The organism is Granulicella mallensis, assembly GCF_014203225.1.
Classification (GTDB): domain Bacteria; phylum Acidobacteriota; class Terriglobia; order Terriglobales; family Acidobacteriaceae; genus Granulicella; species Granulicella mallensis_A.
Genome location: NZ_JACHIO010000007.1, coordinates 26,999 through 51,942, shown reverse-complemented (window position 1 = coordinate 51,942; position 24,944 = coordinate 26,999). Strand labels below are relative to the sequence as shown.

19 protein-coding genes and 1 pseudogene are annotated in these 24,944 nt (G+C 54.5%); 12 read left to right on the top strand and 8 right to left on the bottom strand.

Annotation, left to right across the window (positions count from 1 at the left end):
* The first annotated feature begins 15 nt into the window (after window positions 1-15).
* The gene (locus tag HDF15_RS09410; protein ID WP_184254946.1) at window positions 16-1,107 is read left to right on the top strand and encodes a glycosyltransferase family 9 protein; all 1,092 of its coding nucleotides are present in this window, start codon (window positions 16-18) and stop codon (window positions 1,105-1,107) included.
* A gap of 86 nt (window positions 1,108-1,193) precedes the next feature.
* On the opposite strand, the gene HDF15_RS09405 is transcribed toward HDF15_RS09410, so the two are convergent.
* The gene (locus HDF15_RS09405; RefSeq protein ID WP_184254944.1) at window positions 1,194-2,183 is read right to left on the bottom strand and encodes a glycosyltransferase; all 990 of its coding nucleotides are present in this window, start codon (window positions 2,181-2,183) and stop codon (window positions 1,194-1,196) included.
* Window positions 2,184-2,295: 112 nt separating this feature from the next.
* Here HDF15_RS09405 and HDF15_RS09400 point away from each other — a divergent pair, with 112 nt between their 5' ends.
* The 3 genes from HDF15_RS09400 to HDF15_RS09390 all read left to right on the top strand — a co-directional run bounded on the left by HDF15_RS09400 (window position 2,296) and on the right by HDF15_RS09390 (window position 6,083).
* A complete protein-coding gene (locus HDF15_RS09400) occupies window positions 2,296-3,642 on the top strand; it encodes an O-antigen ligase (protein ID WP_184254942.1) in 1,347 nt (448 codons plus the stop codon).
* Between the two features lie 166 nt (window positions 3,643-3,808).
* The gene (locus HDF15_RS09395; RefSeq protein WP_184254940.1) at window positions 3,809-4,978 is read left to right on the top strand and encodes a GumC family protein; all 1,170 of its coding nucleotides are present in this window, start codon (window positions 3,809-3,811) and stop codon (window positions 4,976-4,978) included.
* Between the two features lie 247 nt (window positions 4,979-5,225).
* A complete protein-coding gene (locus tag HDF15_RS09390; RefSeq protein WP_184254938.1) occupies window positions 5,226-6,083 on the top strand; it encodes a class I SAM-dependent methyltransferase in 858 nt (285 codons plus the stop codon).
* Between the two features lie 155 nt (window positions 6,084-6,238).
* Here HDF15_RS09390 and HDF15_RS09385 read toward each other — a convergent pair whose 3' ends face one another.
* Together HDF15_RS09385 and HDF15_RS09380 are read right to left on the bottom strand one after the other, a co-directional pair.
* A complete protein-coding gene (locus HDF15_RS09385; RefSeq protein WP_184254936.1) occupies window positions 6,239-7,621 on the bottom strand; it encodes a lipopolysaccharide biosynthesis protein in 1,383 nt (460 codons plus the stop codon).
* Between the two features lie 13 nt (window positions 7,622-7,634).
* Window positions 7,635-8,603 carry a glycosyltransferase family A protein gene (locus tag HDF15_RS09380; protein WP_184254934.1) on the bottom strand — a complete coding sequence of 323 codons (969 nt, stop codon included), beginning with the start codon at window positions 8,601-8,603 and terminating at the stop codon, window positions 7,635-7,637.
* A 199-nt stretch (window positions 8,604-8,802) separates the two neighbouring features.
* Here HDF15_RS09380 and HDF15_RS09375 point away from each other — a divergent pair, with 199 nt between their 5' ends.
* The gene (locus HDF15_RS09375; protein ID WP_184254932.1) at window positions 8,803-9,672 is read left to right on the top strand and encodes a hypothetical protein; all 870 of its coding nucleotides are present in this window, start codon (window positions 8,803-8,805) and stop codon (window positions 9,670-9,672) included.
* Window positions 9,673-9,793: 121 nt separating this feature from the next.
* Here HDF15_RS09375 and HDF15_RS09370 read toward each other — a convergent pair whose 3' ends face one another.
* From HDF15_RS09370 to HDF15_RS09355, 4 genes are all read right to left on the bottom strand, one after another.
* A complete protein-coding gene (locus HDF15_RS09370) occupies window positions 9,794-10,927 on the bottom strand; it encodes a 2-aminoethylphosphonate--pyruvate transaminase (RefSeq protein ID WP_184254930.1) in 1,134 nt (377 codons plus the stop codon).
* Window positions 10,914-12,662 (bottom strand): amidohydrolase, encoded by a 1,749-nt coding sequence (locus tag HDF15_RS09365; protein WP_184254928.1) that lies wholly within the window; start codon window positions 12,660-12,662, stop codon window positions 10,914-10,916. The genes HDF15_RS09370 and HDF15_RS09365 overlap by 14 nt, the downstream gene beginning before the upstream one ends.
* Before the next feature lie 20 nt (window positions 12,663-12,682).
* Entirely contained in the window at window positions 12,683-16,180 is a 3,498-nt protein-coding gene (locus tag HDF15_RS09360) for a carboxypeptidase regulatory-like domain-containing protein (protein ID WP_184254926.1), read from the bottom strand.
* 174 nt (window positions 16,181-16,354) lie between these two features.
* Window positions 16,355-17,647 carry an MFS transporter gene (locus HDF15_RS09355; protein ID WP_184254924.1) on the bottom strand — a complete coding sequence of 431 codons (1,293 nt, stop codon included), beginning with the start codon at window positions 17,645-17,647 and terminating at the stop codon, window positions 16,355-16,357.
* Window positions 17,648-17,868: 221 nt separating this feature from the next.
* Between HDF15_RS09355 and HDF15_RS09350 the strand changes: the two genes are divergently transcribed.
* From HDF15_RS09350 to phnX, 3 genes are all read left to right on the top strand, one after another.
* Window positions 17,869-19,017, top strand: coding sequence for a hypothetical protein (locus tag HDF15_RS09350; RefSeq protein ID WP_184254923.1), 1,149 nt, complete (start codon window positions 17,869-17,871; stop codon window positions 19,015-19,017).
* Complete coding sequence (locus HDF15_RS09345) at window positions 19,014-20,288, top strand: MFS transporter (protein ID WP_184254921.1); 1,275 nt, start codon at window positions 19,014-19,016, stop codon at window positions 20,286-20,288. Before HDF15_RS09350 ends, HDF15_RS09345 begins: the two co-directional genes overlap by 4 nt.
* Window positions 20,289-20,398: 110 nt before the next feature.
* Complete coding sequence (gene phnX / locus HDF15_RS09340) at window positions 20,399-21,205, top strand: phosphonoacetaldehyde hydrolase (protein WP_184254919.1); 807 nt, start codon at window positions 20,399-20,401, stop codon at window positions 21,203-21,205.
* Window positions 21,206-21,409: 204 nt separating this feature from the next.
* Here phnX and HDF15_RS09335 read toward each other — a convergent pair.
* A pseudogene (locus HDF15_RS09335) lies at window positions 21,410-21,745 on the bottom strand (YegP family protein).
* Between the two features lie 576 nt (window positions 21,746-22,321).
* On the opposite strand from HDF15_RS09335, the gene HDF15_RS09330 reads away from it, so the two are divergent.
* Genes HDF15_RS09330 through HDF15_RS09315 form a run of 4 tightly spaced genes read left to right on the top strand, consistent with a single transcriptional unit; the run spans window position 22,322 to window position 24,906 of the window.
* The gene (locus HDF15_RS09330; protein ID WP_184254917.1) at window positions 22,322-23,296 is read left to right on the top strand and encodes a sterol desaturase family protein; all 975 of its coding nucleotides are present in this window, start codon (window positions 22,322-22,324) and stop codon (window positions 23,294-23,296) included.
* The gene (locus tag HDF15_RS09325) at window positions 23,293-24,027 is read left to right on the top strand and encodes a YqcI/YcgG family protein (protein WP_184254915.1); all 735 of its coding nucleotides are present in this window, start codon (window positions 23,293-23,295) and stop codon (window positions 24,025-24,027) included. Before HDF15_RS09330 ends, HDF15_RS09325 begins: the two co-directional genes overlap by 4 nt.
* A gap of 52 nt (window positions 24,028-24,079) precedes the next feature.
* Window positions 24,080-24,454: a helix-turn-helix transcriptional regulator gene (locus HDF15_RS09320; protein ID WP_184254913.1), complete on the top strand. Its 375-nt coding sequence runs from the start codon at window positions 24,080-24,082 to the stop codon at window positions 24,452-24,454.
* A complete protein-coding gene (locus tag HDF15_RS09315; RefSeq protein ID WP_184254911.1) occupies window positions 24,454-24,906 on the top strand; it encodes an SRPBCC domain-containing protein in 453 nt (150 codons plus the stop codon). The genes HDF15_RS09320 and HDF15_RS09315 overlap by 1 nt, the downstream gene beginning before the upstream one ends.
* Window positions 24,907-24,944: the final 38 nt, after the last annotated feature.

Below are 24,944 nucleotides of genomic sequence, written 5' to 3'. Positions count from 1 at the left end.
AGTGAGGGTGTGTCAATGACAGGTCAACAGAGGGTACTGATAATACAAGCACGCAATCTGGGGGACGCTGTTATAAGCACCGCACTAGTAGAGACCATTGCGCATGGCTTCCCTGCGGCGAAAATCGATGTTTTAACCAGGCCAGAGATTGCTCAGATATTCGCCCATAATCCTCATGTAGAGGAGATCATTACGGGCCGCCTTCCGATGAGCTCACTTCACGATTTTGGACTAAAGGCGGCGCTGGTACTCCCTGGTTTAATGAACAAGTTGCGTCGCAAAGGGTATACAGACGTTGTCAATCTTACGGGTGATTTCCGCGAGGAGTTTATAGGACGAGTTATCACTCGCAAGAACAACTGGAGTCCAGCGTGGGCGGCTGATCACCCATGTCGTAAAACAATTCGACCATCGATCATTCGCTTGGCAAACCGGCCTATAACCATCCCGAGTACTACACCCAATATCCATGACGCGGCAGCGATCATAGGAACGGCCGTGACCAGTGGGACGGCTCAAAAACCCGCGCTTTACACCCCCGGAAAAAAGAGGATCACCTGGAATCCTCTGGAGCGAGCGGTGGGAATTCATCCCATGGCAAGTCAACCCTGGAGAAGATGGGAATTAGAGAAATGGAACCTGGTCGCAAAGGCCTTAATCGAGAACGAGATCGACGTGCACGTATTCGGCGCCCCTTCAGAGGCAAAAGAACTCACTCAGCATTTTTGCCAATTGGATGCCTCCAGGATAAGCATCGTGACAGGCAGCCTTTCTAACTACTTTGCAGCAGTCTCGAGAATGCGCGTGTTACTCTGCCCCGACAGTTCTGCTTCGCACGTTGCCTACGCTCTGGGCGTCCCGACGATTTTATTAAATGGAGCTAACGACGCAACGGCGTGGGCTCCTCCCGGAAGTACGGTTCTAGCCGCTGGCCCGGGATTGAGCTGCTACCCCTGCTACAACCGGCCCACATGCTTCGGCGGTGCCGATGAATATGCGTGTGTTCGTCGGATCCAGATGAAGTCAGTACTTGAAACAGTCTGGGAAGTACTGGAGAGCACAGGCCGGGAATTTATCTCCGTTTTGCCACAAAACTCCCGAAGTTAGGCAGATGCTTCTCTTATCCTACAGAAACATTCGGGGTCTGAATAGCAATGGACACCTTGTCACAGGAAACTTCCCGCGCGGATTAGCTAGATAGCACGCTGTTGCAGATGCGTGCTCGCCGAGGATTCATCGCGCCGTCGCGTCGCCCATGTACGCCACGCAGCGATCCGCGCCTTCCTTGTCGTGAAGAGTCGCCGCCTCAACTCCAAAACGGTCCGCCTGCGAAAATCGGCGGCTTCAGGTGTAAACAGCTCTTTAAGAGCTCTAACGGAGAACCGCACGACGCGTTCAAACCGCGCGAGCGGCCCCATGTACATGTCCCAGAAGGCGCAGTCGTCCAGAAGAGAGGCATCATACCGCTGGATGCTCATGCGAGTTTGCTTATTATGTAAAGCGAAGTCATGCCCCATCGAGAGATCTCCGGAAATAAACACCTGTTTGCCGGAAGCGTGGAGGCGATGGAAGAGACTGGTGTCGCTGAGATCAAGCGGAAACATGAGATCATAGCCACCAATCTCACGAACGGCATTCACCCTCAAAACAGCTCCGGAATTGGCGGCATAGACCGCGCCTTTCCAGATACCTACAAATCCTCGAGGGAACAACCGGGGAATCGCTTTGAAGATGAAGTGAAAAGGCGACATAATACGGCCACCCGCAATCACCTGTGGAACGATCGCCCCAATCTTCTCTACCGGGCCTAACTTACAGGTGAGATCCGATATCCTCTTCAGAAAATCAGCTGGCAAAAGCGAATCCTGATCCAGTGTAAGCAGCCATTCGTATCCTTCCGCTTCGGCCAGCGCCAGCACGTGATTATAGGCCAGCGCTAATCCGGGGTTCTCAGGTGCCGATACGTACGATACTCCATCCGGAAGCTTTTCAATCTCTTGACCGCCGGGAGTGTTGTCCCAAACAACGATCTTCAAATTAAGTTCTTCTGAAGATACATTTTTCGCTGTAGCGAGAAGAGTTTGCAGTGTAGAAGACTTGCTTGGACAAAGCTTGTAAACGACAACTACCGCAAGCAGGCTGCTAGCTGACGGCCGTTGAATGTCGTTATCTGCGATACGCATCCATTCATTTTACTGCATCATGATAGCTCTTACGCGAGTCTGGACAGTCCTGGCCACATGCGCGTGGCCCCGATGCGCTCGTTCATGCTTTCGCCAAGAGAGTCATCGCGGTATGCTTTCTGGTATGGCCGCTCCGGCAGCACCCTTAGTAGCACGCTTGGATTTTTCGCCATTTCTGGAGCGCGGCTTTGAATTTCTTTTCGGCCTGTACGTCTTTCTCACGATCTCTCTGCCAAGTAGTTCGATGTACGGCATCAATCTGAAGACCCCGCTTTACGCTTTTATGCTGCCGATGGCGGTCTACTGCTACTTTCGCCGTGGCCAGGCTTCGCGCGGGAGTATCGTTCTGATGGTCATCGTCCCGACCACCATGCTGCTGTGGATGGTCCTTGGGCTCAGCCAGGGTATTGAGCTGGCCGGTGCTGCGCGCCAATACCTCGACATCTTTCTCACCTTCCTCACCTGCTGGCTTGTCTTTGTTTTCTGTGGACAGAGCGAGCGACAGTTTCTCCGCTTCGTGAAGATCGTTGTTTATTCTGAAGCTGCTGCTGCTCTGTTCAAGTTCGGCATCATTCTGTACGCCTTCCGCACCGGCGTGTCCATCACCGAAGTTGTCTCCTCTGTCGATAAGATCTTCGGCGTCGACCTCATGACCATGGATATCGGCGATCTCTTCGGGCGAATCCAGTTCATGTCGGATGAACTCGTCCCGCTCTGCATTTATGTGATACTTCGCTATCGCGACCGTCTGGGCCTCAGCAGCTTTCGCTCGGCCGTGTTGATGCTGCTGCTGTTTGTTTCAGTTCTGATAAGTTTTTCGCGTTATTTTTGGGGTTTTACCGCACTCGCATTTGTGCTTGGGCTTCTTGTGGGCAAAAAAGACCGCTTCACTCTCGTGCTCGCGTCTGCGCTGGGCCTGTCGGTTCTGTTGAGCCTGCCCTTTCTCATCGATCTTTACCAGCTCCGCTTCTCTGCCGATCTCGCCGGCGGATCAGACGACATCCGAGTCGAACAGATCAGGGCGTTGGTCCCTTTCTTTCAGGATTCGCCGCTCTGGGGACATGGTTTCGGTAGCTTTACCCATCAGGTAATCCGGTCGGATGACAATCCCTATACGTATGAAGTGCAGCTGCTAGCGCTGCTCGGCCAGCTAGGCATCGTCGGAATGCTGCTCCTGGCCCTGCTCACTGCTTTTTACTACCGGACACTGTGGTGGAAGAGTCAGGTTCGAACCCTCGAGCGGGTGAGCATCCTGCTTCTGCTCATGGCATGGATTGCCGGTGGTTTATCTAACCCGATTGTGTTTCTTCCGATTGCCGGCATCAACTTCGCCGCCCTGAGGCTGCTCGCCGAGTGGGGCGCAGACAGCCGGGTTGCAAATGCCCGCCCCCTGCGGTGCTCAGATGAAAAGCTCCACCGTCTACAGGCCGGGGAGAACCTGCGCCAGTCAATTCCCTGAAGATTGTCGCCATACTCGCTTTTATGTAAGCGTCCATGTTTGATGGCTTTGTTTCTTTTACGATAGCAGAGAAGCGCTTTCCCCTTAGGACCTGGGCGCCAGTAACCCAAAGCAGACTGCGGCACGGAAAGCGCAACTCAGAAAAGCAGGAGCCATGCACGGAACAATGCAGCAACCAACTCCCGAAGAGCCTACCTTCGAATCCTCCCTGCCAACCTCGCTGGAGCCCGAAGCGATCTCTTTTAACACAATGCTAAGCATTCTCTTCGCCGAACGCAGGACTATTCTGTTAAGCGGCCTGGTCACCTTCGTTCTGGCTGCCATCTTCGCCTTTCTACTGCCTAACACCTACAAAGCGACCACTTCGTTCGTGCCGCCCGGCTCCAACTCCGCTGGCGCCAGCTCTGCCGCCATCATGGGCCAACTCTCCGCTCTGGGCGCCGGCGGCCTCCTCGCCGGTAAAGGCCAAGGAGATCTTTACGTCGGCGTCCTCAAAAGCCACACCATTGCCAGGAACCTCATTCAGCGCTTCCATCTCATGGATGTCTATAAGGTAAAAAAAGAGAGCGTAGCTGAGACCATCCTTGAGAAAAACAGCACCTTCACCCTGGGGACCAAGGACCCCATCGTTATCATCAACGTCGTTGACAAGAGCCCCGAGCGTGCACGAGATCTCGCCAACGGCTACCTGGAGGCTCTGCAGTCGACAACGACCGGTCTTGCTCTTACTGAAAGCTCGCAGCGCCGGCTCTTTTATGAACAGCGCCTCGCCAAGGAAAAAGATGAGCTCGCCAACGCCGAGGTCGCACTCAAACAGACTCAGGAGAAAAGCGGTCTCATTGCGCCTGCTGGCCAGACCTCCTCAGAGATCCAGACCCTGGCTCAACTCCGGTCTCAAACCTCAGAGCGCCAGGTAAGGCTTGCTTCGCTGCTGCATGACGAGTCAGACGAGAATCCCGACGTAATCCGGCTCCGGAACGAGATCGCCAGCCTCCAAACCCAGACCTCTCAGCTTGAAAACGGCCAGGGGCAGCGCCAGTTCGGACGCTTCTCCACCGTTCAGGTCCCGGAACTCGAGCTGGATTACATTCGCAAAGCTCGCGACGTCAAATATCACGAGACGCTTTTCGACATCATCGCCCGCCAATATGAGGTCGCCCGCATTGACGAAGCAAAGGATTCGCCTCTTCAGGTCCTTGATCAAGCCACCGTGCCCGACACAAAATCCGGTCCACACCGCACAATTCTGTCGGCACTTGGCCTCATCATCGGTCTTGTCTTCGGCGCCGCCTGGACCTTGCTCAAAACTCTCCGTGCATCTGCGGTCAGACCATAGATACAGGTCGGCTCTGTTCATTAGCCCTGGTTGCCGCGGCTAGATCGCGGCAAAAGGCCTCGAAGGCAGAGATCGAACTGTCCCAGCCCTGGCCCTTACATTCGGCTCATGCGATTCGGCCGAACTTCTCTGGGGAACCCCATCCGTCGAGGTCTGAGCGAACTCTGGCGTTCTTCCACGCCTGAGCCACTATACTGGCTCAGGTAAACCAGCGGCTCAAAGTAAATTTGACTTTTTAGGATCGTGAATGAGCATCAAGCAAGCCCTCAAGAACACCATTCCCACTTCCGTCTTCAACTACATTAGGGATGTTCCCTGGGTGATACGGGACTGGACGACGAAGAGCCCCACTGGATGTGGCCCTATTCCGTCTTTAAAGCTAATGTTCGACGGACCTCGAGACTATGAGCTCTTTCTGAAGCAGGGGCGTGAGACGCTTGGATTTTACAAGAACATCGCCGGCATGAAACCCGATGATGCGATCCTCGATATCGGTTGTGGTATCGGCCGCAAGACAATTCCACTGCTTGACTACCTGAACAGCAACGCGCTTTATGTCGGCATGGATCTTGATCGGAGAGGAATCGATTGGCTGTTGCGCAATGTAACTTCGCAGAATCAGCGCTTCGTTTTCCTGCAACAAGATATTTATAACAAGTTCTACAACCCTAAAGGGGCTCTCATTCCAGGGAAACTGGTTCTGCCTTTTCCTGATGCATCGTTCGATATGGTGGTACTGTGGTCGGTCTTCACCCATATGTTTCCGGAAGACATCGCGCACTATATGTCTGAGATTACTCGTGTGCTTAAGCCTGGCGGGACACTCGCGGCGTCTTACTTTCTTTACGACGACGAGATCCTGGCCCGAATGCAGCGTGGCGAAACCAAGTCCAATTTCAACCATGTGCTGAAGGATTGCCGGACGACCAATCCGAACATTCCGGAAGACGCCCTTGCCGTCAGTCGGGACTGGCTACAGTCGGTTCAGGACCAGGTAGGCCTGCAAACTCAGCAGCTGCTGATGGGAGCCTGGTCGGGACATACGCCGCCTCAGGGTCTTGAAATAACAAATCACCAAGACATCTTGGTAGCGAAAAAGCGTTAGTAGCTCGTTAAAGCTGCTAAGTAGAGGTCAAGGAACCTCAAGACCTGAGAACCTGCGTGACGGAACATCCGTTACGCAGGTTTCCCTTTAAAATCGAACTCCGGCATGATAGGCGGCGCATATTCGTTCGCAGAACGTCATTGCGGGAAACTGCTTTAGTCGCCGGCAAGTGAAAGCGGAACGTCGGCGCGATGGTCGCGGTGGGTCTTCCACAGTCCGTAAATCGCCACATAGATGTGTGCGATCAGCACGCAGATACTGGCGGCAAAGGCGAGAAAGACCGCGTCACGCGTGTTCTTTATACCGACCGCCACAAGAAAGGCGATCTGCACCGTGATGAGGAGCCCCACCTCCAGGAACGAACCGGACCAGAAGACCCAGGTGCGGGCCCGGTTCATCATCCAGATCAGGCCCGCGATGTAGTTGATGGCGGCTGCCAGAATGACCCAGCCCAGCACATCGCGCAGACTGCTGTATTTGGGGCCGATCAGGAGCAGAAACGCCTGCGGCCATGCAAACGCCGCACAGACAATCGGCATCATGAGAAGACAGGCGAGACCGGTAAGCATCAGAAAGGTCGGCAGCAGGCGACGATGGTTCAGCCGGGCAATATAAGGTTCCACTACGATTAAGTTGAAGGTCGCTAGCACAGTAAAGACCTGGCCGATGCGACCGAGCGCGGCCACCTGCGCGATGTAAGCGGTCTGGCCGCCGAAGAGGCTAATCAGTATGAGGGTGATCTGGGCCTGAAAAGCGGCGAAAATCATCGCCGGCGCGGCCGGCATGATGTAGCGAATGATCTTCTTCTCGGTCGCGGAATCATCGCCGGCAGGCCAGTCCATCAGCGGCTTGGCCTGATGCGCAAAGTATTCAGCGGTCAAGACGGTCGTCAGTGCGGCGATGACCGCTGCAACCCAAGCGTTCAGGCCTCCGGTAAGCGCCAGAACTACATAGCTGCCGAGCCGGACGGCAGCCGCGAGCACCTGAAGCACGTAGTAGGAACGCAGCTTGCCATGCATGAAAAGCGGTGCGGCGAAGTAAGAAGCCTTGCCGCCGGAATAGAGCGTCAACAGCACAGAGAACAGAAGAATAGCCTGGACACTCCAGGACCAGTGCTGGCGATGCATCAGACCGAGAAACGCAAAGGCAGCAATGGGCGCGATCCCGAGGAAGGCGCGGTCACGCAGATGCTTCGCCGCGCGGACATGGCGACCGACCAGCGCGCGGTCATTTTTCCGGTCGCCCACCATTGGGACAATTGTTCCGGCAAAACCAAGATCCATTAGCGTCAGGAACATCGTCTGAAAGCCGCTAGTCAAGCCGAACTGCGCATACGACTGCGTGCTGAGATGCCGTACGAGAAAGAGGCCGGCCAGCAGCGTCAACGCCTGGGACGCCCCCTGCCCGAGCAGGAAGCTGGTCACGATACCCGTGATCCGCCGTCCCCGGATGACCCATGCGCTGCCGAGAAGCGCCGGTCCCGGGTGCAGCGGCGATAAGGCCGTTTGCTCCAATCCATCTTCCGGCTGCATCGACATCCCGCTTTCCATTCTATAGAAGCTGCTTGCGAAGACTATCAGTGGCCTGAGCCTGGTGCAGGCCCGCCTCATGATGCAGCAGTAGCGCCGGCTTGAGCAGCACATTCGGGCATTGGAAGCGTGTGAGGATGTCGGCAGCCGACCGTAGAACTTCCAAGCTAATGCCACGTTCTAGGATGCGCCTGCGCAGCCAGCCTTTCCAACTGGTGGAAGACGGAGCCGGTTCAAGCTCCGGCCAAGCACGAAATAACTGCTGCGTCGCGGCCCCTGCGGTCATCATGCGGCGGCATGACCGGACGACATCGGTGGGATGGATGTGCTCGCCCACCGCGTCCGGCAGAAAGTGCATCTCTAGTTCGCCACGACGCGCAAGACGATACCCAAGCTCGATGTCTTCCATCGCGGCATGCGTAAAGCTCTCGCTAAAGGGATTCGCATGCAGGAGCTCGGTCTTACCGGAAAGATTGCTGGTGTAGAAGTGCTTCCAGGTGGGCTGCTCCCCTCGGAGCAGATCGGGATAAGCGAACTGGAGATTGCTGCCCTCTTCCAGCCAACGCATAAAGGGCGTAACCGTCTGGCCTTCATATCCCCATCGACTGTAGCCCAGCGCGAAGGCGGATCGATGAGGAAACAATCGGTGGAAGGCGAGATGCTTCTCCACCAGATCCGGGCGGGCCATGATGTCGTCGCCGATGATCAGGCACACGGGTGAGGTCAGCAGTGAGATGGCGTGGTTCCGTGCACGGGCGGGTCCGGCGTTCTTCTGGCGTACATAGCGGAACCGGAGCGTGGTGCGCGCCGCATACTGCTCCAGTAGCAGAGGCGTCTCATCCGTGGAGCCGTCGTCCACCACTACGAGCTCGAAATCCTTCCAGGTCTGCGATTCCAGGTGCTCGAAGCAGCGCAGGAGCACATCACTGCGATTATAGGTAGGGATGGCGAGACCGATGGCCGGAACCGCACCGGCCTGTTCGGCTCGCATAGACTTTGCGCCAGAGTTTAGGGATGCAGACATCTCAAAAACCATTCTAATTGGCGAGCGACTACAGCAGTGAGCCGCCCGGCCAAGCGGATGTATCAGGCGAATCCCATTTCACTATAATAAGCACGATGTGCGCTTTCATAGGGAAACAGCGGGGAGCAGGCATTCCGTCGAGGCGCGGTAACTGCGAATCGGCCACATGACGAATGCAGGATTGCAGCAGCAGCGCAAGACAGAGGTGCTTGTCGTGGTGGTGCTGTACCGGCTGTCACCTCACGAGAGTCCGGCGTTTCAGTCACTAGTGCGAAGTGTTGACCAGGCCCCAGGGATACCAATCGCCTGTGTTGTGTACGATAACTCACCGGCTGCACACGAGCTTCCAGTAATCCCTTTTGCCTGTACCTATCGCCACGATCCCTCTAATCCCGGTTTGGCCGTGGCGTACCAGTATGCGCTCGAGCAGGCGGAACGGGAGGGCATTTCCTGGCTACTGCTCCTGGACCAGGACACAACAGTCACCGCAGAGTACTTAGCCGAAGCATTGCAGATGGCAGGTGACCTCAGGGAACGGCCAGATGTAGGTGCCATCGTGCCGAAGCTTGTCCAGGACGGCCAGGTTCTGTCGCCGCACTGGCCCTACGGGAGCCGGTCGCGGCAGAGTTTCGGCGACCGTTTCGGCCTTATAGAGCCGAACGTGCGCGTATATAACTCCGGGTCGCTGCTGCGTGTCGAGGCGGTTCGCGCGGCCCAGGGTTTCCCGTTGGATTATCCGCTGGACTACCTCGATCACGCGATGTTTGCGCGGCTGCAAATACAGCAACGACGAATATTCCTGCTCCATGCGACATTGCCACATCAACTGGAGAGCAAGTCCCAGGATGTGCACACGGCTCTTAAGAACTCCTTACGGTTGCGTGGGATACTGGCAGCCGAGACGCGCTTTTACCGGCAGTATGGGTCACGCTTCGACCAACTGCTGTTGCTGCGACGCCGTACCAAGCTAGCCTTCGGCATGTTGCGACGCATGGAACTCCGTTCCTTGGTTGCGCTGATCCGTTGCACGGTTTGATCGGCCCCGAGAACATGGCCGCCGCAAACAGCAGATTATGGCAATGAACCGATTCGATGCTATTTCAGCTGTAGATCACGGCGGCAGAGTTCCTAAACAGATTCAAAGTCCATAACAGACTCTAGCCCACCTCTTCACGCACCCAATGAACTCCCATATCGTTGAGTACCCGTCGAATCGCTTCAAGAAGTGCCTCTATCTCAACGACTGTAATCCGTCCAATGCTTCCAATGCGAAAGCATGATTCGTGGGACAATTTGCCTGGATAAATCGCAAACCCTGCGGTCCAAAGCTTTTCATAAAAATCCGCAAATCGGAATGCGGGGTTGCTAGAGTATCGGAACGACGTGATGATGAAGCTCTGATCCTCCTCCGCAAGATAGACCTCAAAGCCAATGTCCTTCATGCCTCGGCATAAGGCAATGTGGTTCGCCTTATAGCGCTCCCCACGTGCATGGACTCCACCCTCCTCATCGAGTTCATTGAGTGCCTGCTCGAATGCCAGTAGAGTCTGGATCGGAGGGGTGAAGCGAAAATGTCCATTCGCTTCCATACTTGCCCATTGATCATAGAGATCAAGACTTAGCGTACGAGCATGTCCCTTCGCTGATTCCAAAGCTCGGCGATTGACGAGAATAAAACCGAACCCAGGAACTCCTTCGATACATTTATTGGCAGAAGAAATCAGATAGTCGATATGTGAAGCTGCCATATCAATGGGGACCGCCCCAAAGCTGCTCATTGCGTCCACGATATAACTCGCGCCGGCACGATGCACTACGTGTCCGATCTCTTCCACCTGGTTCAGGATGCCGCTTGTCGTTTCACAATGCACCACCGCTACGTGAGTGATACCGATGCGAGAGGACAAATATTCTGCAACAAGTTCAGGAGTGAACTTTCTATTTTCAGCTACTTCGAAGACATCCAGCTCGATACCGTGCACTCGTGCTGTCTGTGCTATCCGTCTCCCATAAGCACCGTTGACCAGAACCAGCAGCTTGCCATCGCGGGGGATCGCGGAGGAGATCACCGACTCAACGACAAACGTTCCGCTTCCCTGCATGAGGACGCATTCATAGTCCTCATGCGAGTAGGGGCCCAGGTCGAGCAGGCGTGTTCGAATATTGCGGATAGTCGCCAGGAAATCGCGATCCAATGATCCCAGATCTCTGAGCATAGCCTCTTTGACCGTGGCGCTCGTGATCAATGGACCAGGGGTAAAGAGCAACTTATCTGGACTAGTTGGGTACATTCTGGTTCTCCTCCTCGTCTCCATCTCCGTAATTTCCATCACCGTAATTGATCGGCGGAGGAGGGATCATCGCAACTGTTTTAAGCGGCGCTGTGTACACTTTTTGTCCGCCCAGATAAGTTGCTTCAAGAGGAATGTCCTTGATCTTGTTCGGCGCAACCTGGTGGGGGTCCTTCTGAAGAACTACAAAGTCCGCCAACTTCCCTGGCGTGATCGAACCCTTCGTGTCTTCTTCAAAGGTGGCGTAAGCACCATCCAATGTCCAGACCTTGATAGCTTCATCCACACTGACCCGCTGCGCTTCTCCAATAAGACTTCCCTGATTGCTCGTGCGTGTAACCATATCCTGAATTCTGAGCAAAGGATCAGCCGCGGAGATGGGAGAGTCAGAATGACCGGCCACGGGAATACCCATATCAATTGCTGTGCGATAGGCATGCATCATCGAGAGCCGCTTTGGTCCGTAAGAAAGCAGAATATCTCCGTACTCCCACATGTACGAGTGAAAAACCAGGATGACACCATCCTTCTTTGCACGATCCAATAGCGCCTGATTCATTACGCTCGCATGCTCAATCCGCCAGCGGGCATCTGGACGAGGATTTTTTGCTTCGGCACGTTCAATGGCGGTAAGGACCATATCGATCTCGCGATCTCCATTGGAGTGCGTCGCAACCTGCCAACCGGCATCCCACCATTTTTGATAGTCCTCATCCAGCTTCTCTTGAGTACGAGCGGGCGGGATACCAAAATAGTCAGGACGGTCTGAGTAAGCCTCGCTAAGCCATGCAGTACGACCGCTCAACGAATTTCCCTGGTAGGTCTTGAGTGCTGTAATGCGTAGATGGTCATCACCAAAGCCGCGCTTTATACCGGCCCCCTGGAGCTTGTCGAACGAGTCCGCACTGAACATGAATCCAACACGCACCGGATTCCCGCGATCGCGCAACTGCTGCATGATCTGGAAGGAAGAGGGGCTGCCTCCCGCAATGCCTACGCTGGTGATTCCCTTGGCGGAGTACTGCCGAAAGCAATTCATATACCCCTTCAGCTCTTCGTCCAGCGGAATGGCTTCCCGGTTGGCGCCGCCCGTTCCGCGCCGGATAAGGCCACGAGCACTCTCACGAATTACACCGTTGGGCGTTCCATCGGCATCACGGTCGAGGGCGCCACCAGATGGGTCCTGAGTATCTTTTGTGACGCTTGAAGCTTCCAGCACAAAACTATTCACTGCGGTGATATGGCCTGAACCATGGGTAATCACAACTGGCTGCGTAGTGGATACTTTATCTAAATCATGACGGTTGGGATGACGCCCCAGCAAAACATCGTCATAGCCATATCCACTGATCATCGCGCCCGGAGGCGTAACCGCGGCTTGCCGCTTGAGTGCCGCGACAAGCTCATCCATCGTCTTCACTCGGTCGGCGCCTAGCCACACCCGGTAGTGCGGCGTGCCTTCCGCGAAGATGGCCTGCGGATGCAGATGAGCATCGTTGAACCCGGGCGTAACAGTCATTCCCTTGAGGTCGATGACCTTCGTCTCCGGCCCTTTAAGTTTCAGGATTTCAGCATTGGTCCCAACGGCCGTAAAGCGGCCATTGTCGAAGGCGAAGGCCTGGGCAATGGGATGGTCTTTGTCTACTGTAATCACGTTGGCATTGATAACGATCGTATCGGCCGCGAACGCGATATTCGAGATAAGTGCCAGCAATAAACAGAGCTTCTTGATCATAATTTCTCCTTTGCCTGGGACTAAAACGCCAGGCGCATGCTGAGCTGAACGTTACGCGGTGTATTGCTCTGGCTTAGAGTGGCTTCCTGACCAAAGGTCGAGGAAGTAAAGCTCGTTGTAGGTCCAGAGAAGGTCACATTGTTGAGAGCGTTGAACATCTCAGCTCTAAAGGAAAGCGTGAAGCGGTTGGACAACTGAGTGCTCTTTTCGAGCATTGAATCGAGGTCCCAGGCCGTAGGGCTATTTACGTCAGACAGGTAGCGATTCGCTGTGCCGAAAGAGTAGGTGGGCGTTGCCGCGAAAGCAGCCTTATTGAAATAGATACCTTTGAGCTTGATTTGGGGACCTCCCGGCGCCTTGTCGGAGACTCCGGGAACGATATTTGGACGGGAAAGAGTACTGGAACTGCCTGTGTTGGCGACGTCGGTATAGCTAACCGCCAATGGGCGTCCCGTATCGATCTGGTAGATGGCACTCAAAGCCCAGCCACCCACGATGTGTTTGACAAAGCCCTGATTCAAGAAAGCCTTTCCGCTGCCAAAAGGCAGTTCATAGCGCGTACTCCAGCGAAGCACATGAGTTTCGTTCTGGTCGGAACGAGATCTATCGCATCGCGGGCAATACGTGTCCGTAAGAGCGCCCATGGTACCGGCAACACTGGTCATCTCGCCTACGTTATCTATCGCCTTGCTATAGGTGTAGGCGAAGACAACTGCAAGCCCGTGCCTAAGCCGGTGCTCTACCGTCAATTGACCAGCATGGTACGTAGAATGCCCTACTCCGACACCGGTCGCTTCAAAGTTTTGATATTGCGGATGCGGGCGAAGCAACTGCATATTTTGAACTGTCGGTGTATTGATGCTGGAGACAGGATCGATAAGACCATAGAGCGGGTTCGGAACAAGGGTTAGCAGCTTAGAACCGAGTGCCAGGTCTGCATCTGGAAGTTGGTTCAACTGCTCGTTCACCAGAAGATGCACGCCTTCATTCCCGACATAAGCGGCTGTCACAACGAAGTCACCAGGCAGAGTGCGCTGGATATCGAATGACCAGTTTTCCTGGTAAGGAACATTCTGGTGCCGCAGGGGCCCTTCGACGGAATCGCCAACGTCGATGCCAAGTCCAGCCGCGTTACCGGCAGGAGCAGGAAGTCCGAGAGGAAAGGGATTGCCGAGTTGGAAGCCGGGGAGAGGCGTCTCCTTATCTGCTTCCGTGTCGACCGAAGTAGAAGTGCGTATTCCACCATCTGCATTCGGAAATTGCTGCCAGGCCGCGGCAGGATGGCGGAAGATGCCAAATCCGGCATGCATCACGGTCTTATCGTTAAGCCTGTAGGCAACGCCTATGCGTGGATCGAAGCTCGTCTTCTCCGGATTCTGCAACTGTCTGCTTGTGCCTCCCAGGCCGGGGATACCCACACCCCCTGTAAGCTTCAACGAGGGGACCTGCGCCTGGAGCGGTGAAACTGCCGTGGTATTCAGATAATTCAACAAGTTATTTTTCTCGACATCGCCGGTCTCATAGCTGTATCTGAGTCCGTAGGTAACCGTCAGACGGGGATTGACCTGGAATGCATCCTGGACATAGACGGCACGGTAATCGTGGACAGACTGCGTCTCCGGCTCATAGCCAGAGCTTACAGATCCATAACCAAGGAGCAGCTCCGCAACGCCGTTGCCGGAGTCTGTAAGCGCTGTAGTCGTGCCTTTGGTGAAGCCGTCCGTCAGGCCTGCTCCGCCACTGACTGACATCTGTTCAGGGTCCCAGAGTTGGGTCGGGTAACGCCGCCAGTCAAGACCGAACTTTACCGTGTGGTTCCCTTTGACCCACGTCATCGCAGCCGCATATTGGTAGACAGAAGAGAAATTCGCCTCGAAGGGATAATCATTTCCCAGCGAGCTATAGCCACCTACAGCCCCAGGGCCGCTAATGCTGATCGAGGGGGTCAAGTTCGCTGTGATCCCAGGAGCCACGCTACCGTTGAATCCAAGAGACGCTGGGCTCTTTAGAACCGTTTCCGCTCTGTTCGACTCACTGTGCGCCCAGGAGAAGTGGTGTTCGAAGATCAGGTTCTGCTTGATGATCCAGGTATGGTCCACAGTGATGTTCTTGCCTGGAATGCGGTCGTTTGCATCTTCAGGCGAAAGCCCATTGCCGAAGTAATCGTTGTAATTGATGTGGTTTGTGAAATCCGTTATATGTCCAAAGATGCTCTGGTGCTCGCTAAACTTATGGTCGATCCTGATATCGAAGCTATTATTATCGTCCGTCCCCGGAGCATTGGAGAAGAAGTTATCCAGATCGCTCCCACCCGTTCCAGGCCTGTTAGGAAGCGGGTAAAGATTGACGATCGCGACGCCGATTGGATTAAGGGGCGTTGTGATTTTATTTGCGTTAGGCGTGTTCGCATTTAGTTTCGTCCTGGAGTACCCAGGCCCTGCAGTGTTTGTGGTGCTGGGATCATAGATATCGATTTGATTGCCATTGGCATCTTTCGTTTGCGAAAAATCACCGGTTCTTTCCAGCGCTGTGGGCACAGTTCCCAGGAACGAACCGGCGCTGGTGTCCCGCAATCCTTCATAGGAAACAAAGAAAAAAGTCTTGTCACGACCGTCGTAAAGCTTAGGAATCACAACAGGGCCTCCAAGCGTAGCGCCATATTGGTTCCTGCTGAAGTGGCCTCGCGGAGTAGGAGTTGCGCTGTTGTTCGCGTTGTAGCCATTCGCGTCGAGATCTTCATTGCGGAAGAATTCGAAGACCGATCCATGCAGCCGATTGGTTCCCGAACGCAGGGCATAACTTACTAATCCACCGCTGGTACGCCCAAACTCCGGAGCGTAGGCGTCTGTATAGACGCGAAACTCCTGAACCGACTCCACTCCCGGGATACCTGCATCCTGGTTGTAGTAGGCGGTGGTATTGGTTGCACCATCGATCAGTACATCCGTAGTCGCGGACTTAGCACCATTGATACGAAAGGTGTTGGTACGGCTTTCGCTGGTTGAATCCTGACCGGAAAGTCCATCATCACCCTTCGTTACACCGGCGGCGAAGTCAATAAGCTGCAAGGGATTTCGAATATTAAGTGGGATGCTCTGAACAAAAGTAGGTTCAATAAGAAGACCGCGGTCAGCGCTACTCGTGTTCAGCTCCGGCGGAGTGCTCGTAACTTCTACTGTCTGCTGTACAGCGCCTACCTTCAACTCCAGGGTCAACACCTTGGATTCGCCCAGCTCCAGCGTGACTCCCTTCAAGATGGTAGAAGTAAACCCTTGAGCTATGGCCTTGACCTCATAGTGCCCAGGCACAACTGGGGGGAGGATAAAGTTACCTTTTGTGTTCGTTTTGGTTCGTGCCTGCACCTGGGTCTCAGTGTTCATCAAGGTCACTGTCGCGTCGCTTATCACCGCATGTTGAGGATCGACGACTTGACCGCTGACACTGGCGTTCTGCGCAAGAAGTGGCGAAGAAAGACCTATGAGTGCGAGGAGGTATCCAGTGAATCTTATATATCGCATTCCTTACTCCATTTATATCCGAGGTGAGTTGAAAGTAGCGTTGCCATGGTTTCTGTCAATCAATGCGAGATGAAGGTGTTGAATCTACCGGGCCCCTAACGGTTTAGAAACAGGTCTGAACCTTTTGCAAGTACTGCTTTTGCATTACAAAGAGGGAACATTGAGCGTTTGCCTTTAGAAGATCTCCTGCAAAGTGGGTTCAGTAAATCGATTAGTGGTCTGGGTAGCAGCCCGGAGGTTCCAGAGAGGAAGCAGGACAAGGCCCGCAAGGAAAGCTGTGCCCGCAAAGATAAAGAAGAGCCGGTCCCACCCGTAACGTTCACTGACAAAGACGACGAGGTAGGGAGAGACAATTGCCCCAAGATGTCCGATACCGTCAATCAGCCCTGTTGCTGTTGCTGCGGCTCTGGTCTCACCGACATCCTGGGCAGCGGCTCCGGAGAGCAAGGTATCTGGCCCGTAAGAAAGAAAGCCGGCTAATGAGATTGCCACCCCTATGCCAGCAAGCCCCGCATGTACAAACATTGGCTGGCAGAGCATGACAAAACCCAGGCCACCGAGCATGACGGCGGAGACAGGAGCTCGCCGCGATTGATTGAATTTGTCCGAGATATACCCTGCGGCAAGGGCCCCGGCGATGCCTACCAGTTCATACAGAGAAGAGAGGTACCCTGCAGTCTGTACTCCATAGTGCAGTTGCCGCACCATGTAGTAGGGCAGCCAAAACATAAGGGCATACCGGCAAACTTCCAGGAAGAAGTAGGAGATGCCGATCGTCCACAAAGAGGGTTTGCACAGCAGCATTCCCAGGTCGGTCCAGCTTGTCTGGCTTAGAGTTGCACGCCGTAAAATTTCGCGCTCGCCGGAGGATTTCCCTCCATCGGCAGGCGCATCGGAGACATTGAGGAAGAACACCGGAACAATCAGGGCGAGCAGCAACGCGGGAAACAGGAATCCACGGGCTCCCCCGAGCTGCGGCAATGGGGAATGCGGCGAGACGGACCAGGTGGCAAAGGTTGTTGCCAGAAATCCCCCAAGGACATAATTTGTTCCCCACCAGGCCATCACGACCCCGCGATTCTCATAACTGAACCAATTGGCCATGGTCTTGACGAGGCCTGACCATCCTGTGGATTGCCCCACCCCGTTAAGGCATGCAAACAGCAACAGCCAGATGACAGAGGCATGAAGACCCATCATCACGTTGCAGACGACGATCGTCAGCAGGCCAGCGCCGACGACTCGCTTCGGGCCGATTCTGTCGGATAGAAATCCGAAACCAAACTGTCCCACCGCATAGAGAAAGCTGTAGCCAAAGACAATATTGGCTAACTGATAGCTGTGCAGCCCCGCGACGACGGCAAGCAGGGGGAGAACGATGCTGAGATTTTTGCGGCACAAATAAAAGCCCGCATAGGTAATCCAGGTGACACCAAAGGTCTTTCGTTGACCGGCGGTCATGCTCATCAGGTCTGACTTCTTTCAGGTAGGCTCTACGCATTGAAGCGTCGCATGCATCCTCCCGGCTCGAAACGTTTGGCAGGTTCAGCAGGCTTCGTCTTACCGTTAGGCGAACCGTTACACCTGAATGACCGTCAATTGATGAGTAAAAACCGCTGCGATTTTCATGTTTTTTACAACCTTGTAATAGGCCCCCAATAAAGTACCTATATTGATAGGGACAGATCGTGGACATGCATAGCTACACGGAGATTCCACTTTCGGAGCTATCTCCCTACGCAACCAACTTTCGGGAAACTCTTCAAGCGGTGTGTGAAAGCCCCGCCTTCAAGACCAGCCCAAAGAGTTGCGAATTTCTACGGCATATCGTCAGTCGAGCTCTTAGCGGCGATACAGATGAATTAAAAGAACGCCTGATTGGCATGAGCCTTTTAGGCCGTGAAGCCACATATGACACAGGCTCCGACGCGGGCGTGCGCGTACGCGCGAATGATGTGCGCAAAAGGCTTGGAGCCTATAACAAGGTACAGATAGAAAATAGATTTACTCTCGATCTGCCATCCGGATCCTATGTGCCCCGTTTTCTGACAAGGGCTGCCTTATCCACCCCTATCGACACGGACAATGAGGTTGGGCAGGGTCGATCTGACCTGTACGAAGTACAAGTGCCACTCACGCTTCAGCAATTGGCCGCACCAACCTTTATTGCACTCTTCTTATGCATCGTCTGTCTTCGATGGCAGATAGCTCGAGAACATCCTTTTACGACTTTTTGGCAGAGTGTCTTTCAGGGCCATAGTGTCAGGCTCTATCTTCCGCCGGCAGAAAATAATGATGGACGTGAACTCGTCGCAATCAATGAAATTCAGGCGACGACGCCTCTACTTAATCTTGCCGGACAATTTCATGGGGAGTTAGACCTTACTGGGGAAGCTGCGGCCAGAGGAGAAGAAACTATAATCTCAATCGGCCCGATGGCCGAAGGTCCGGCTGACACAAAGAGTTCTCAAGCCTCGATGGATAGTGCGGCACCGTCTGACTCAAAACGGTTTACGATCGTCAACACCGCAAACGGCCGCCGGGTCTTCGATCGCATTGCGTCGAAGATATACCCCGTGCCTGGGGGCTCGGCAGCGTTGTTGACGATCTCAGCCAGACCGGTTCGCACCATACGAATTGACGGCACAGATGAAAGCTCCATCGACTCGCTCGTCAAACTGCTATGCGAGCGGGACACCTTTCCGGAAGGTCTGGCTGACGGTTTGTCAGATTCCCTTACTACCCAGGCCATCTTCCCCATGGGCTCATCCTCTCAGCCGATACTCTTTCGCGATGCGCCCCCTCAGACACAGACTCCTATAGGAAAGACACCATGAACATCGAGAAAGCCTTCTGGGCGCGATGGAGAGGGCGCGTCTTTATCGCAGCCTGGACGCTGTATGCAGGCTTTTATGCGTGCCGGAAAGATATGGGTACGGGCAAAGGCGCGATCTCTTCCCTCGCCGTTAGCCTGGCGTGCTTCGGAGGAATGTACGCCGTAGGTCAGTTAGTGGGCGGTTCCCTGGCGGACCGTATCGGCGCACGGCGTACAGCCCTGATGGGCGCAGGAATCTCTATAGCTTGCACAATCTTATTAGTCTGGTGCGATCAACCTGTTCTGGTCCTCTTGCTCCAACTCGGCAATGGATTTGGCCAGGGCTTCGGTTGGCCAGCCCTGCTCAAATTGCTTGGAGGTTGGTTCCGGGCTGGAGAACGAGATGTAGTACTTGGTTGGTGGAGCACCAGCTATATTCTTGGAGGCCTCCTTGCAAGCGCTCTTACCGAGTGGCTTGTTCTCAATACCGGAATGGCCACACACAGTGGTTTTCATCCCGCTTACCTTATTTCATCGGCGGTCCTACTGTGTTCGGCATGTTTCTTTCTGAAAGAGACCGCCCGCCTGCCTGTCGCACCTCTTGGAGTTGCTCCTGCACCGCAGCCCTCAGAGGCTGTAGTGCAGGACCGTCCATGGCGTCAGCTCCTTGCAAATCCTAGAATTCGTCTCATTGCAGCTATGTATTTCTTCCTGAAGATGACGCGTTATACCCTTCTCTTCTGGCTTCCCAACTACCTGATCTCAGATCTTGGTTACCGGACTGTTTCCGCGGAACATATGGCCTCCTACTTTGAACTCTTCGGTTTTCTCGGGCCATTGGCAGTGGGATATGCCGTTCAGCGCCACTTCGGCCGGCGCAGAATGACCCTTGGCGCCTGCATGCTCTTTGCTCTCGCCTTTATCTGCCTGATTCATCCCATGCTGGCGGGCAGCGGCGGTGCGGGACTGGTACTCTCCATTGCGCTAACGGGCATCCTGATTCATGGAGCCGACATCCTCATGTCGGGAATGGCTGTTCTCGATGCCGTTCCCCACGAGCTGCATGGACGAGCCTCGGGTCTGGTCAACGCCATCGGATCGATCGGCCAGGCGTTGTCTCCCCTGCTCATAACGGTTTACGTCTCCCATCTCGGCTGGACGAAGCTATTCGACCTCTTTGTGTTCTTTGCCCTTGTGGCTGGCACGATTTGCGTGTTCGGAGCACGCAAGGAAACGCAATTTACGTCCCGGCCTAACCGTTCAATCCTTGAGACTGCGAGTTCTCCGTTGTAGTCTCCGCACATGAAGAAACAAAATTCGGACATCCTTATCGGAACTGGCATAGCTTCAGGCCTCGGAATCACGGCACAGCCTCTGGACCTTCTATCCGGACGAGGTACGGCATGAACCAATCTCCTCGCATCCGCGCAATCATGCTCGACTGGGCTGGTACAACGGTGGACCATGGTTCTGTCGCTCCCGTGTTGGCCCTCACCACTCTTTTCGCACGCCATGGAATCGCTCTTTCGATGCAGGATGCAAGACGGGATATGGGATTGCTAAAGCGTGACCATATCCAGGCCATTCTCGCGCTGCCCAATATCAGTGCGGAGTGGAATGCTCTCTTTGGAAAGCAGCCTGGCATGGAAGAGGTCACACGCCTCTTCGCGGAGTTTGGCCCGGTGCAGATGGATATCATCACCCAGCACTCACAACTCATCGAAGGTGTAGTCGACACCGTAAAGAAATGGCAGGATCGTGGACTCCTCATCGGGAGCACCACAGGCTACACCCGTGCGATGTTAGCTCCGGTTCTTGCTCAGGCTGCTGCCGGTGGATATCGGCCAGAGGCTTCGGTATGCCCGGATGAAGTCGGTGCCGGAAGACCCGCTCCCTGGATGCTGGCACGCAATGCACAACTCCTCAACGTGTATCCTCCATCCTCCTGCGTCAAGATCGGCGACACCCTCAGCGATATTGAAGAAGGAAAAAACGCTGGAATGTGGACGATCGGATTGACCCGGACGGGCAACATGATTGGACTCGATGCCGTGGGCTTAGAGCAACTTCCGATCGCACAAAAAGAGAGTCTCCTCAAGCAAGCCTCATCCGAGATGCTCAAGGCGGGCGCCGACTTTGTGGCAGAGGACCTTTCCGCCTGCGATCAAATCCTGCCAGAGATCGAGGCAAGATTGCAGGCCGGCACCTAGCTCAAGCAAATAAACGAGAAGTGCGTTTACGAGGAAAACCAACCTTAGCAACGCATAGCGCTCTACCCGGTTACAACAAGTTTGTGCTCATGACTGCGAGGGTATGTCTTGCGCCAACATGGAGAATAAAGATGGTGCGTGTGGTCGCAGACACCTGCGACCACACCTCTAAGTTCAAATGAAGGTAAAGCTCGCTATGGCTGCCTAAACTGTTTCATCATCCACAGTTGCTGTTGGCGCGTTTGTCTTACCGATTCGATCCCATGCTCCCGAGCCGATTCACTGCTGTAACTCTCACTGGAACCGATGACCTCTCCATTCGCAGCTTTGAGATTAAAGCGAGGATGCCCGGATTTATCGGTTTTCCTCTCGTATCGTTCATCCTGAGGCGCATTCTTCTTTACCGACTCGACTCCATTCAGAGCCGATGCTTTTGCCTTATATAACTTGCTGGTGAGAATCGTCTCTCCATTCCCAGCCTTGAGATTGAAAAAAAAATTGCCCGTCGGAGGATTTCTTGATGACAAACTTGCCAGCCATTGCGTGCCCTCGTTTCTATAGTCGAGAATCAGCTTCGCTACTGCTTGTTGAGAAACAGTCTACACATCTTGCACAGACCCATTAAAGAATTTTTCTGGGAACAGCCGGGAGCGACATTCCAGAGTAGAGGTATCGATTGACTCTCATCAGGTCAATCGATGCCTTGCTTGCCGGAAGACGAAAATGACGGATTGCCTTCAATCACCATTGCCCCTCCCCCATACTCGTGTACACAGTGCACCGCCCCACTACTCTGCTGACAAAGTTCAACTTCCCAGAACTTAGAACTTCAAAAGTCGAGGTGAACGGCCGCCAGCGCGTGTTGTGTCCGCGCACCGGCAAACCGTTCGCCTCGTCCAAGCGCTCTTCCCTACGGCTGAAACCTCCACAGGTCGTTGAGGTTTCCTCAGATGTGCCTTAATCTCCACAGTTGAACACCTGTTGAACCTCACAGTTAGTTCTTTGACGGCAGAATAAACGTCTTTTCCTGCAGGAAAACCCCTATTCCCTGCAAACCTCTGGAATGTTTCATCCGTCTTCTTCTAAGAAGAGAGTGATGGAACGCGGAGGGGACAGATGTCCTGGATAGCCCACGCAGCCCCGACAGGTACAGTCACGTTCGATTGGATCGTGACTTCAATTCAGTCATTTCTCAGTAGCCTTGGCGTAACCCAGCACGGTCATACGGTGGCGCTCTGGCTCTTCTTTGCGGGTTGTGGAGTGTTGCAACTCTGCCTGAGCTTTTTGGTCTGTACGCCCATCGAGCGATACTGGCCGCTTACAAGCTGGTCCCCACGGAATCCGATTGCAGCCGATGTGGCATATGCCTTTTTCGTCCGCCTGGTACTCTTTCCGCTTGTCGCTTTTTTTGAGTACAGTTGGCTGCAACAGCAACTTGATCGATTCTTCCTGGCACATTCGATCAGTCCACCGTCGCTGACTGCGCTCGTGCCTGCATTGGCTTCGTGGCCACTCCTGGTCTTTTTCTTATACTTCGCCATCCTCGACCTTTCCGATTACTGGAGGCATCGCCTGTCTCACAGGTATGGCTGGTGGTACGGTGTCCACTCCGTGCACCATGCGGAAGATCAGATGACGTTCTGGTCTGATGAGCGATCGCATGTACTGGAAGACACGATCACTTACCTATGGCTGATCGTGGTGGGCCTGTTGATTGGTGTCCCGGCCTTTCAGTTTCCCTTTGTCATTCTTGGATTTCGACTTGTAGGGAGCATGGCGCACTCCAATACACGCATCGGCTATGGATGGCTGGGCGACCACATCTTTATCTCCCCTCGTTTCCACCGAACGCACCACGCATTGAAGGCAGCAGGACGACGCAGTTGCAACTTTGGGACCGCGCTCTCCTGGTGGGACATTTTGTTTAGAACGGCCAAATTCCATGACAGCACAGTCGAGACCGGCGACGCCGGAGCAGAGCCTGCGATGGTTACCGGCTCGTGGGGAGAACAGCAGGCTGCAGGCTTTCGCCGAATGGTTCGGCTGGCTCGGCGTGCCAGAAAAGCAGACGCAGCAAAGGTCACATCATGATCAATACCGAAGTATCGCCGTGGATAAGTCGAGCTCTTCATCATGGCGTCTTAGGCATCACACCGGAGGAGAGTTGGAAGCTCCAGGCGTATGAATCCTACAGAACGAAACTGCAAGCAGCGAACTTTCCGTGTTTCTTTGGACAGGCAGGTGAGATTCGCGGCGAGATGATCTATACCTTCATCTCAAAGCACTTCCCGCAACAGTTTGTGAGAGACATGCAGGAATTCGTCACGCTGCTGGACACAGCGGAGTATGAGCGTTGCAGCCTGGTCGCATTCTGCGAACCCGATCCAAAGATTACGACGCACGCCGCTTTTGTCGATCGCTTCTGGGGACTGTTGCAGATGCTTCATAAGCATGACCGTCACCCCGCGCTTGAGAGAACGCCGAATGATCCACTCTGGGAGTTCTCCTTTGAGGAATGCGAGATGTTTGTTGTAGGGTCATCCCCGACCTATATCCAACGCCGCAGCAGAAATCTCGGCCCCGGTATCGTGCTTATCTTTCAGCCCCGAAGACTCTTTATTGATCCCGCTACCTCCCAGCCCATCGCAGCCGACGTGCGCTACAGGATACACAGGCGGATGCTGGCCTATGACGAAATGTCTGTCCACCCGGACATAGGCTTTTATGGTCAACCTACCAATCGTGAGTGGAAGCAATACGCACTTCCGGATGACAATGCGCCCGAGACTGGAAGCTGTCCCTTTCACACTCGAAGGCCTTGAAATTATTCTTTTTGGCCCTTGACACATTCCTAAATCGGAATATATTGAGTCCATGACGCGAAAGGCCTACCCGACGGACGTCTTCAGCGCTATTGCCGAACCACGGCGGCGCGAGGTCATCACCGTGCTGTCTGATGGCCAGGAGTACGCCGTCAACGAGATCGTCCTGCGCATGAAGATTGCCCAGCCTGCGGTTTCCAAGCACCTGGGTGCCTTGCGCAAGGCCGGCGTGGTGACGGTGGTCAAACGCGGACAACATCGCATGTATCGCCTTAATGCTGCGGGCCTGAAGCCGGTGCACGATTGGGTGAAGGTCTTCGAACGCTACTGGATGCATCAGGTCGACCAGATCAAGCAGCGTGCCGAGCGCAAGGCGCTGGAACGAATGATTCGCCTGGACGAGGGCCCAAATCCAAAGGAGGAGTAATGGCAACCACTGTGAAGGAAGGCGTATTACACGCCTTCGAGATCATCAAGGAAGAGGAGATCGCGGCCCCCATCGAGATCGTCTTTGAGACGATCCTCGAACAGATGGGGCCGTTGAACTCCACTCCAGAAAAACCGATGCCGATGGTACTTGAGGCCTGGCCCGGCGGGCGCTGGTATCGCGACCTGGGCAACAATACCGGCCACTTCTGGGGCACGGTACAGGCCATCAAGACGCCATCGCTGCTCGAAATTTCGGGGCCGCTCTTTATGTCCAACCCTGCTGTCTCGAACATTCAATATCGCCTGACCGAAGAAGACGGAGTGACACGCATGCACTTTGTCCATCGCGCGATGGGCTGGGTGGGCGAGCAGGAGCACGGCGTGGACGGAGGCTGGAACCAGTTGATCAGACGTATCCGCACAGCAGCCGCGGAGCGGGCAGGCAGGTAGCCATGTGTCCCTTCTGTGCAGGGATTGCGGTATGGATT

What these genes read in the sequence shown, in the direction of transcription:
- HDF15_RS09395 (WP_184254940.1), top strand. Translation starts at nt 3,809, where the DNA reads ATGCAGCAACCAACTCCCGAAGAGCCTACCTTCGAATCCTCCCTGCCA.
- phnX (WP_184254919.1), top strand. Translation starts at nt 20,399, where the DNA reads ATGAACCAATCTCCTCGCATCCGCGCAATCATGCTCGACTGGGCTGGT.
- HDF15_RS09405 (WP_184254944.1), bottom strand. Translation starts at nt 2,183, where the DNA reads ATGCGTATCGCAGATAACGACATTCAACGGCCGTCAGCTAGCAGCCTG.
- HDF15_RS09380 (WP_184254934.1), bottom strand. Translation starts at nt 8,603, where the DNA reads ATGCGAGCCGAACAGGCCGGTGCGGTTCCGGCCATCGGTCTCGCCATC.
- HDF15_RS09325 (WP_184254915.1), top strand. Translation starts at nt 23,293, where the DNA reads ATGATCAATACCGAAGTATCGCCGTGGATAAGTCGAGCTCTTCATCAT.
- HDF15_RS09320 (WP_184254913.1), top strand. Translation starts at nt 24,080, where the DNA reads ATGACGCGAAAGGCCTACCCGACGGACGTCTTCAGCGCTATTGCCGAA.
- HDF15_RS09370 (WP_184254930.1), bottom strand. Translation starts at nt 10,927, where the DNA reads ATGTACCCAACTAGTCCAGATAAGTTGCTCTTTACCCCTGGTCCATTG.
- HDF15_RS09355 (WP_184254924.1), bottom strand. Translation starts at nt 17,647, where the DNA reads ATGAGCATGACCGCCGGTCAACGAAAGACCTTTGGTGTCACCTGGATT.
- HDF15_RS09410 (WP_184254946.1), top strand. Translation starts at nt 16, where the DNA reads ATGACAGGTCAACAGAGGGTACTGATAATACAAGCACGCAATCTGGGG.
- HDF15_RS09390 (WP_184254938.1), top strand. Translation starts at nt 5,226, where the DNA reads ATGAGCATCAAGCAAGCCCTCAAGAACACCATTCCCACTTCCGTCTTC.
- HDF15_RS09330 (WP_184254917.1), top strand. Translation starts at nt 22,322, where the DNA reads ATGTCCTGGATAGCCCACGCAGCCCCGACAGGTACAGTCACGTTCGAT.
- HDF15_RS09365 (WP_184254928.1), bottom strand. Translation starts at nt 12,662, where the DNA reads ATGATCAAGAAGCTCTGTTTATTGCTGGCACTTATCTCGAATATCGCG.
- HDF15_RS09400 (WP_184254942.1), top strand. Translation starts at nt 2,296, where the DNA reads ATGCTTTCTGGTATGGCCGCTCCGGCAGCACCCTTAGTAGCACGCTTG.
- HDF15_RS09345 (WP_184254921.1), top strand. Translation starts at nt 19,014, where the DNA reads ATGAACATCGAGAAAGCCTTCTGGGCGCGATGGAGAGGGCGCGTCTTT.
- HDF15_RS09315 (WP_184254911.1), top strand. Translation starts at nt 24,454, where the DNA reads ATGGCAACCACTGTGAAGGAAGGCGTATTACACGCCTTCGAGATCATC.
- HDF15_RS09375 (WP_184254932.1), top strand. Translation starts at nt 8,803, where the DNA reads ATGACGAATGCAGGATTGCAGCAGCAGCGCAAGACAGAGGTGCTTGTC.
- HDF15_RS09385 (WP_184254936.1), bottom strand. Translation starts at nt 7,621, where the DNA reads ATGTCGATGCAGCCGGAAGATGGATTGGAGCAAACGGCCTTATCGCCG.
- HDF15_RS09360 (WP_184254926.1), bottom strand. Translation starts at nt 16,180, where the DNA reads ATGCGATATATAAGATTCACTGGATACCTCCTCGCACTCATAGGTCTT.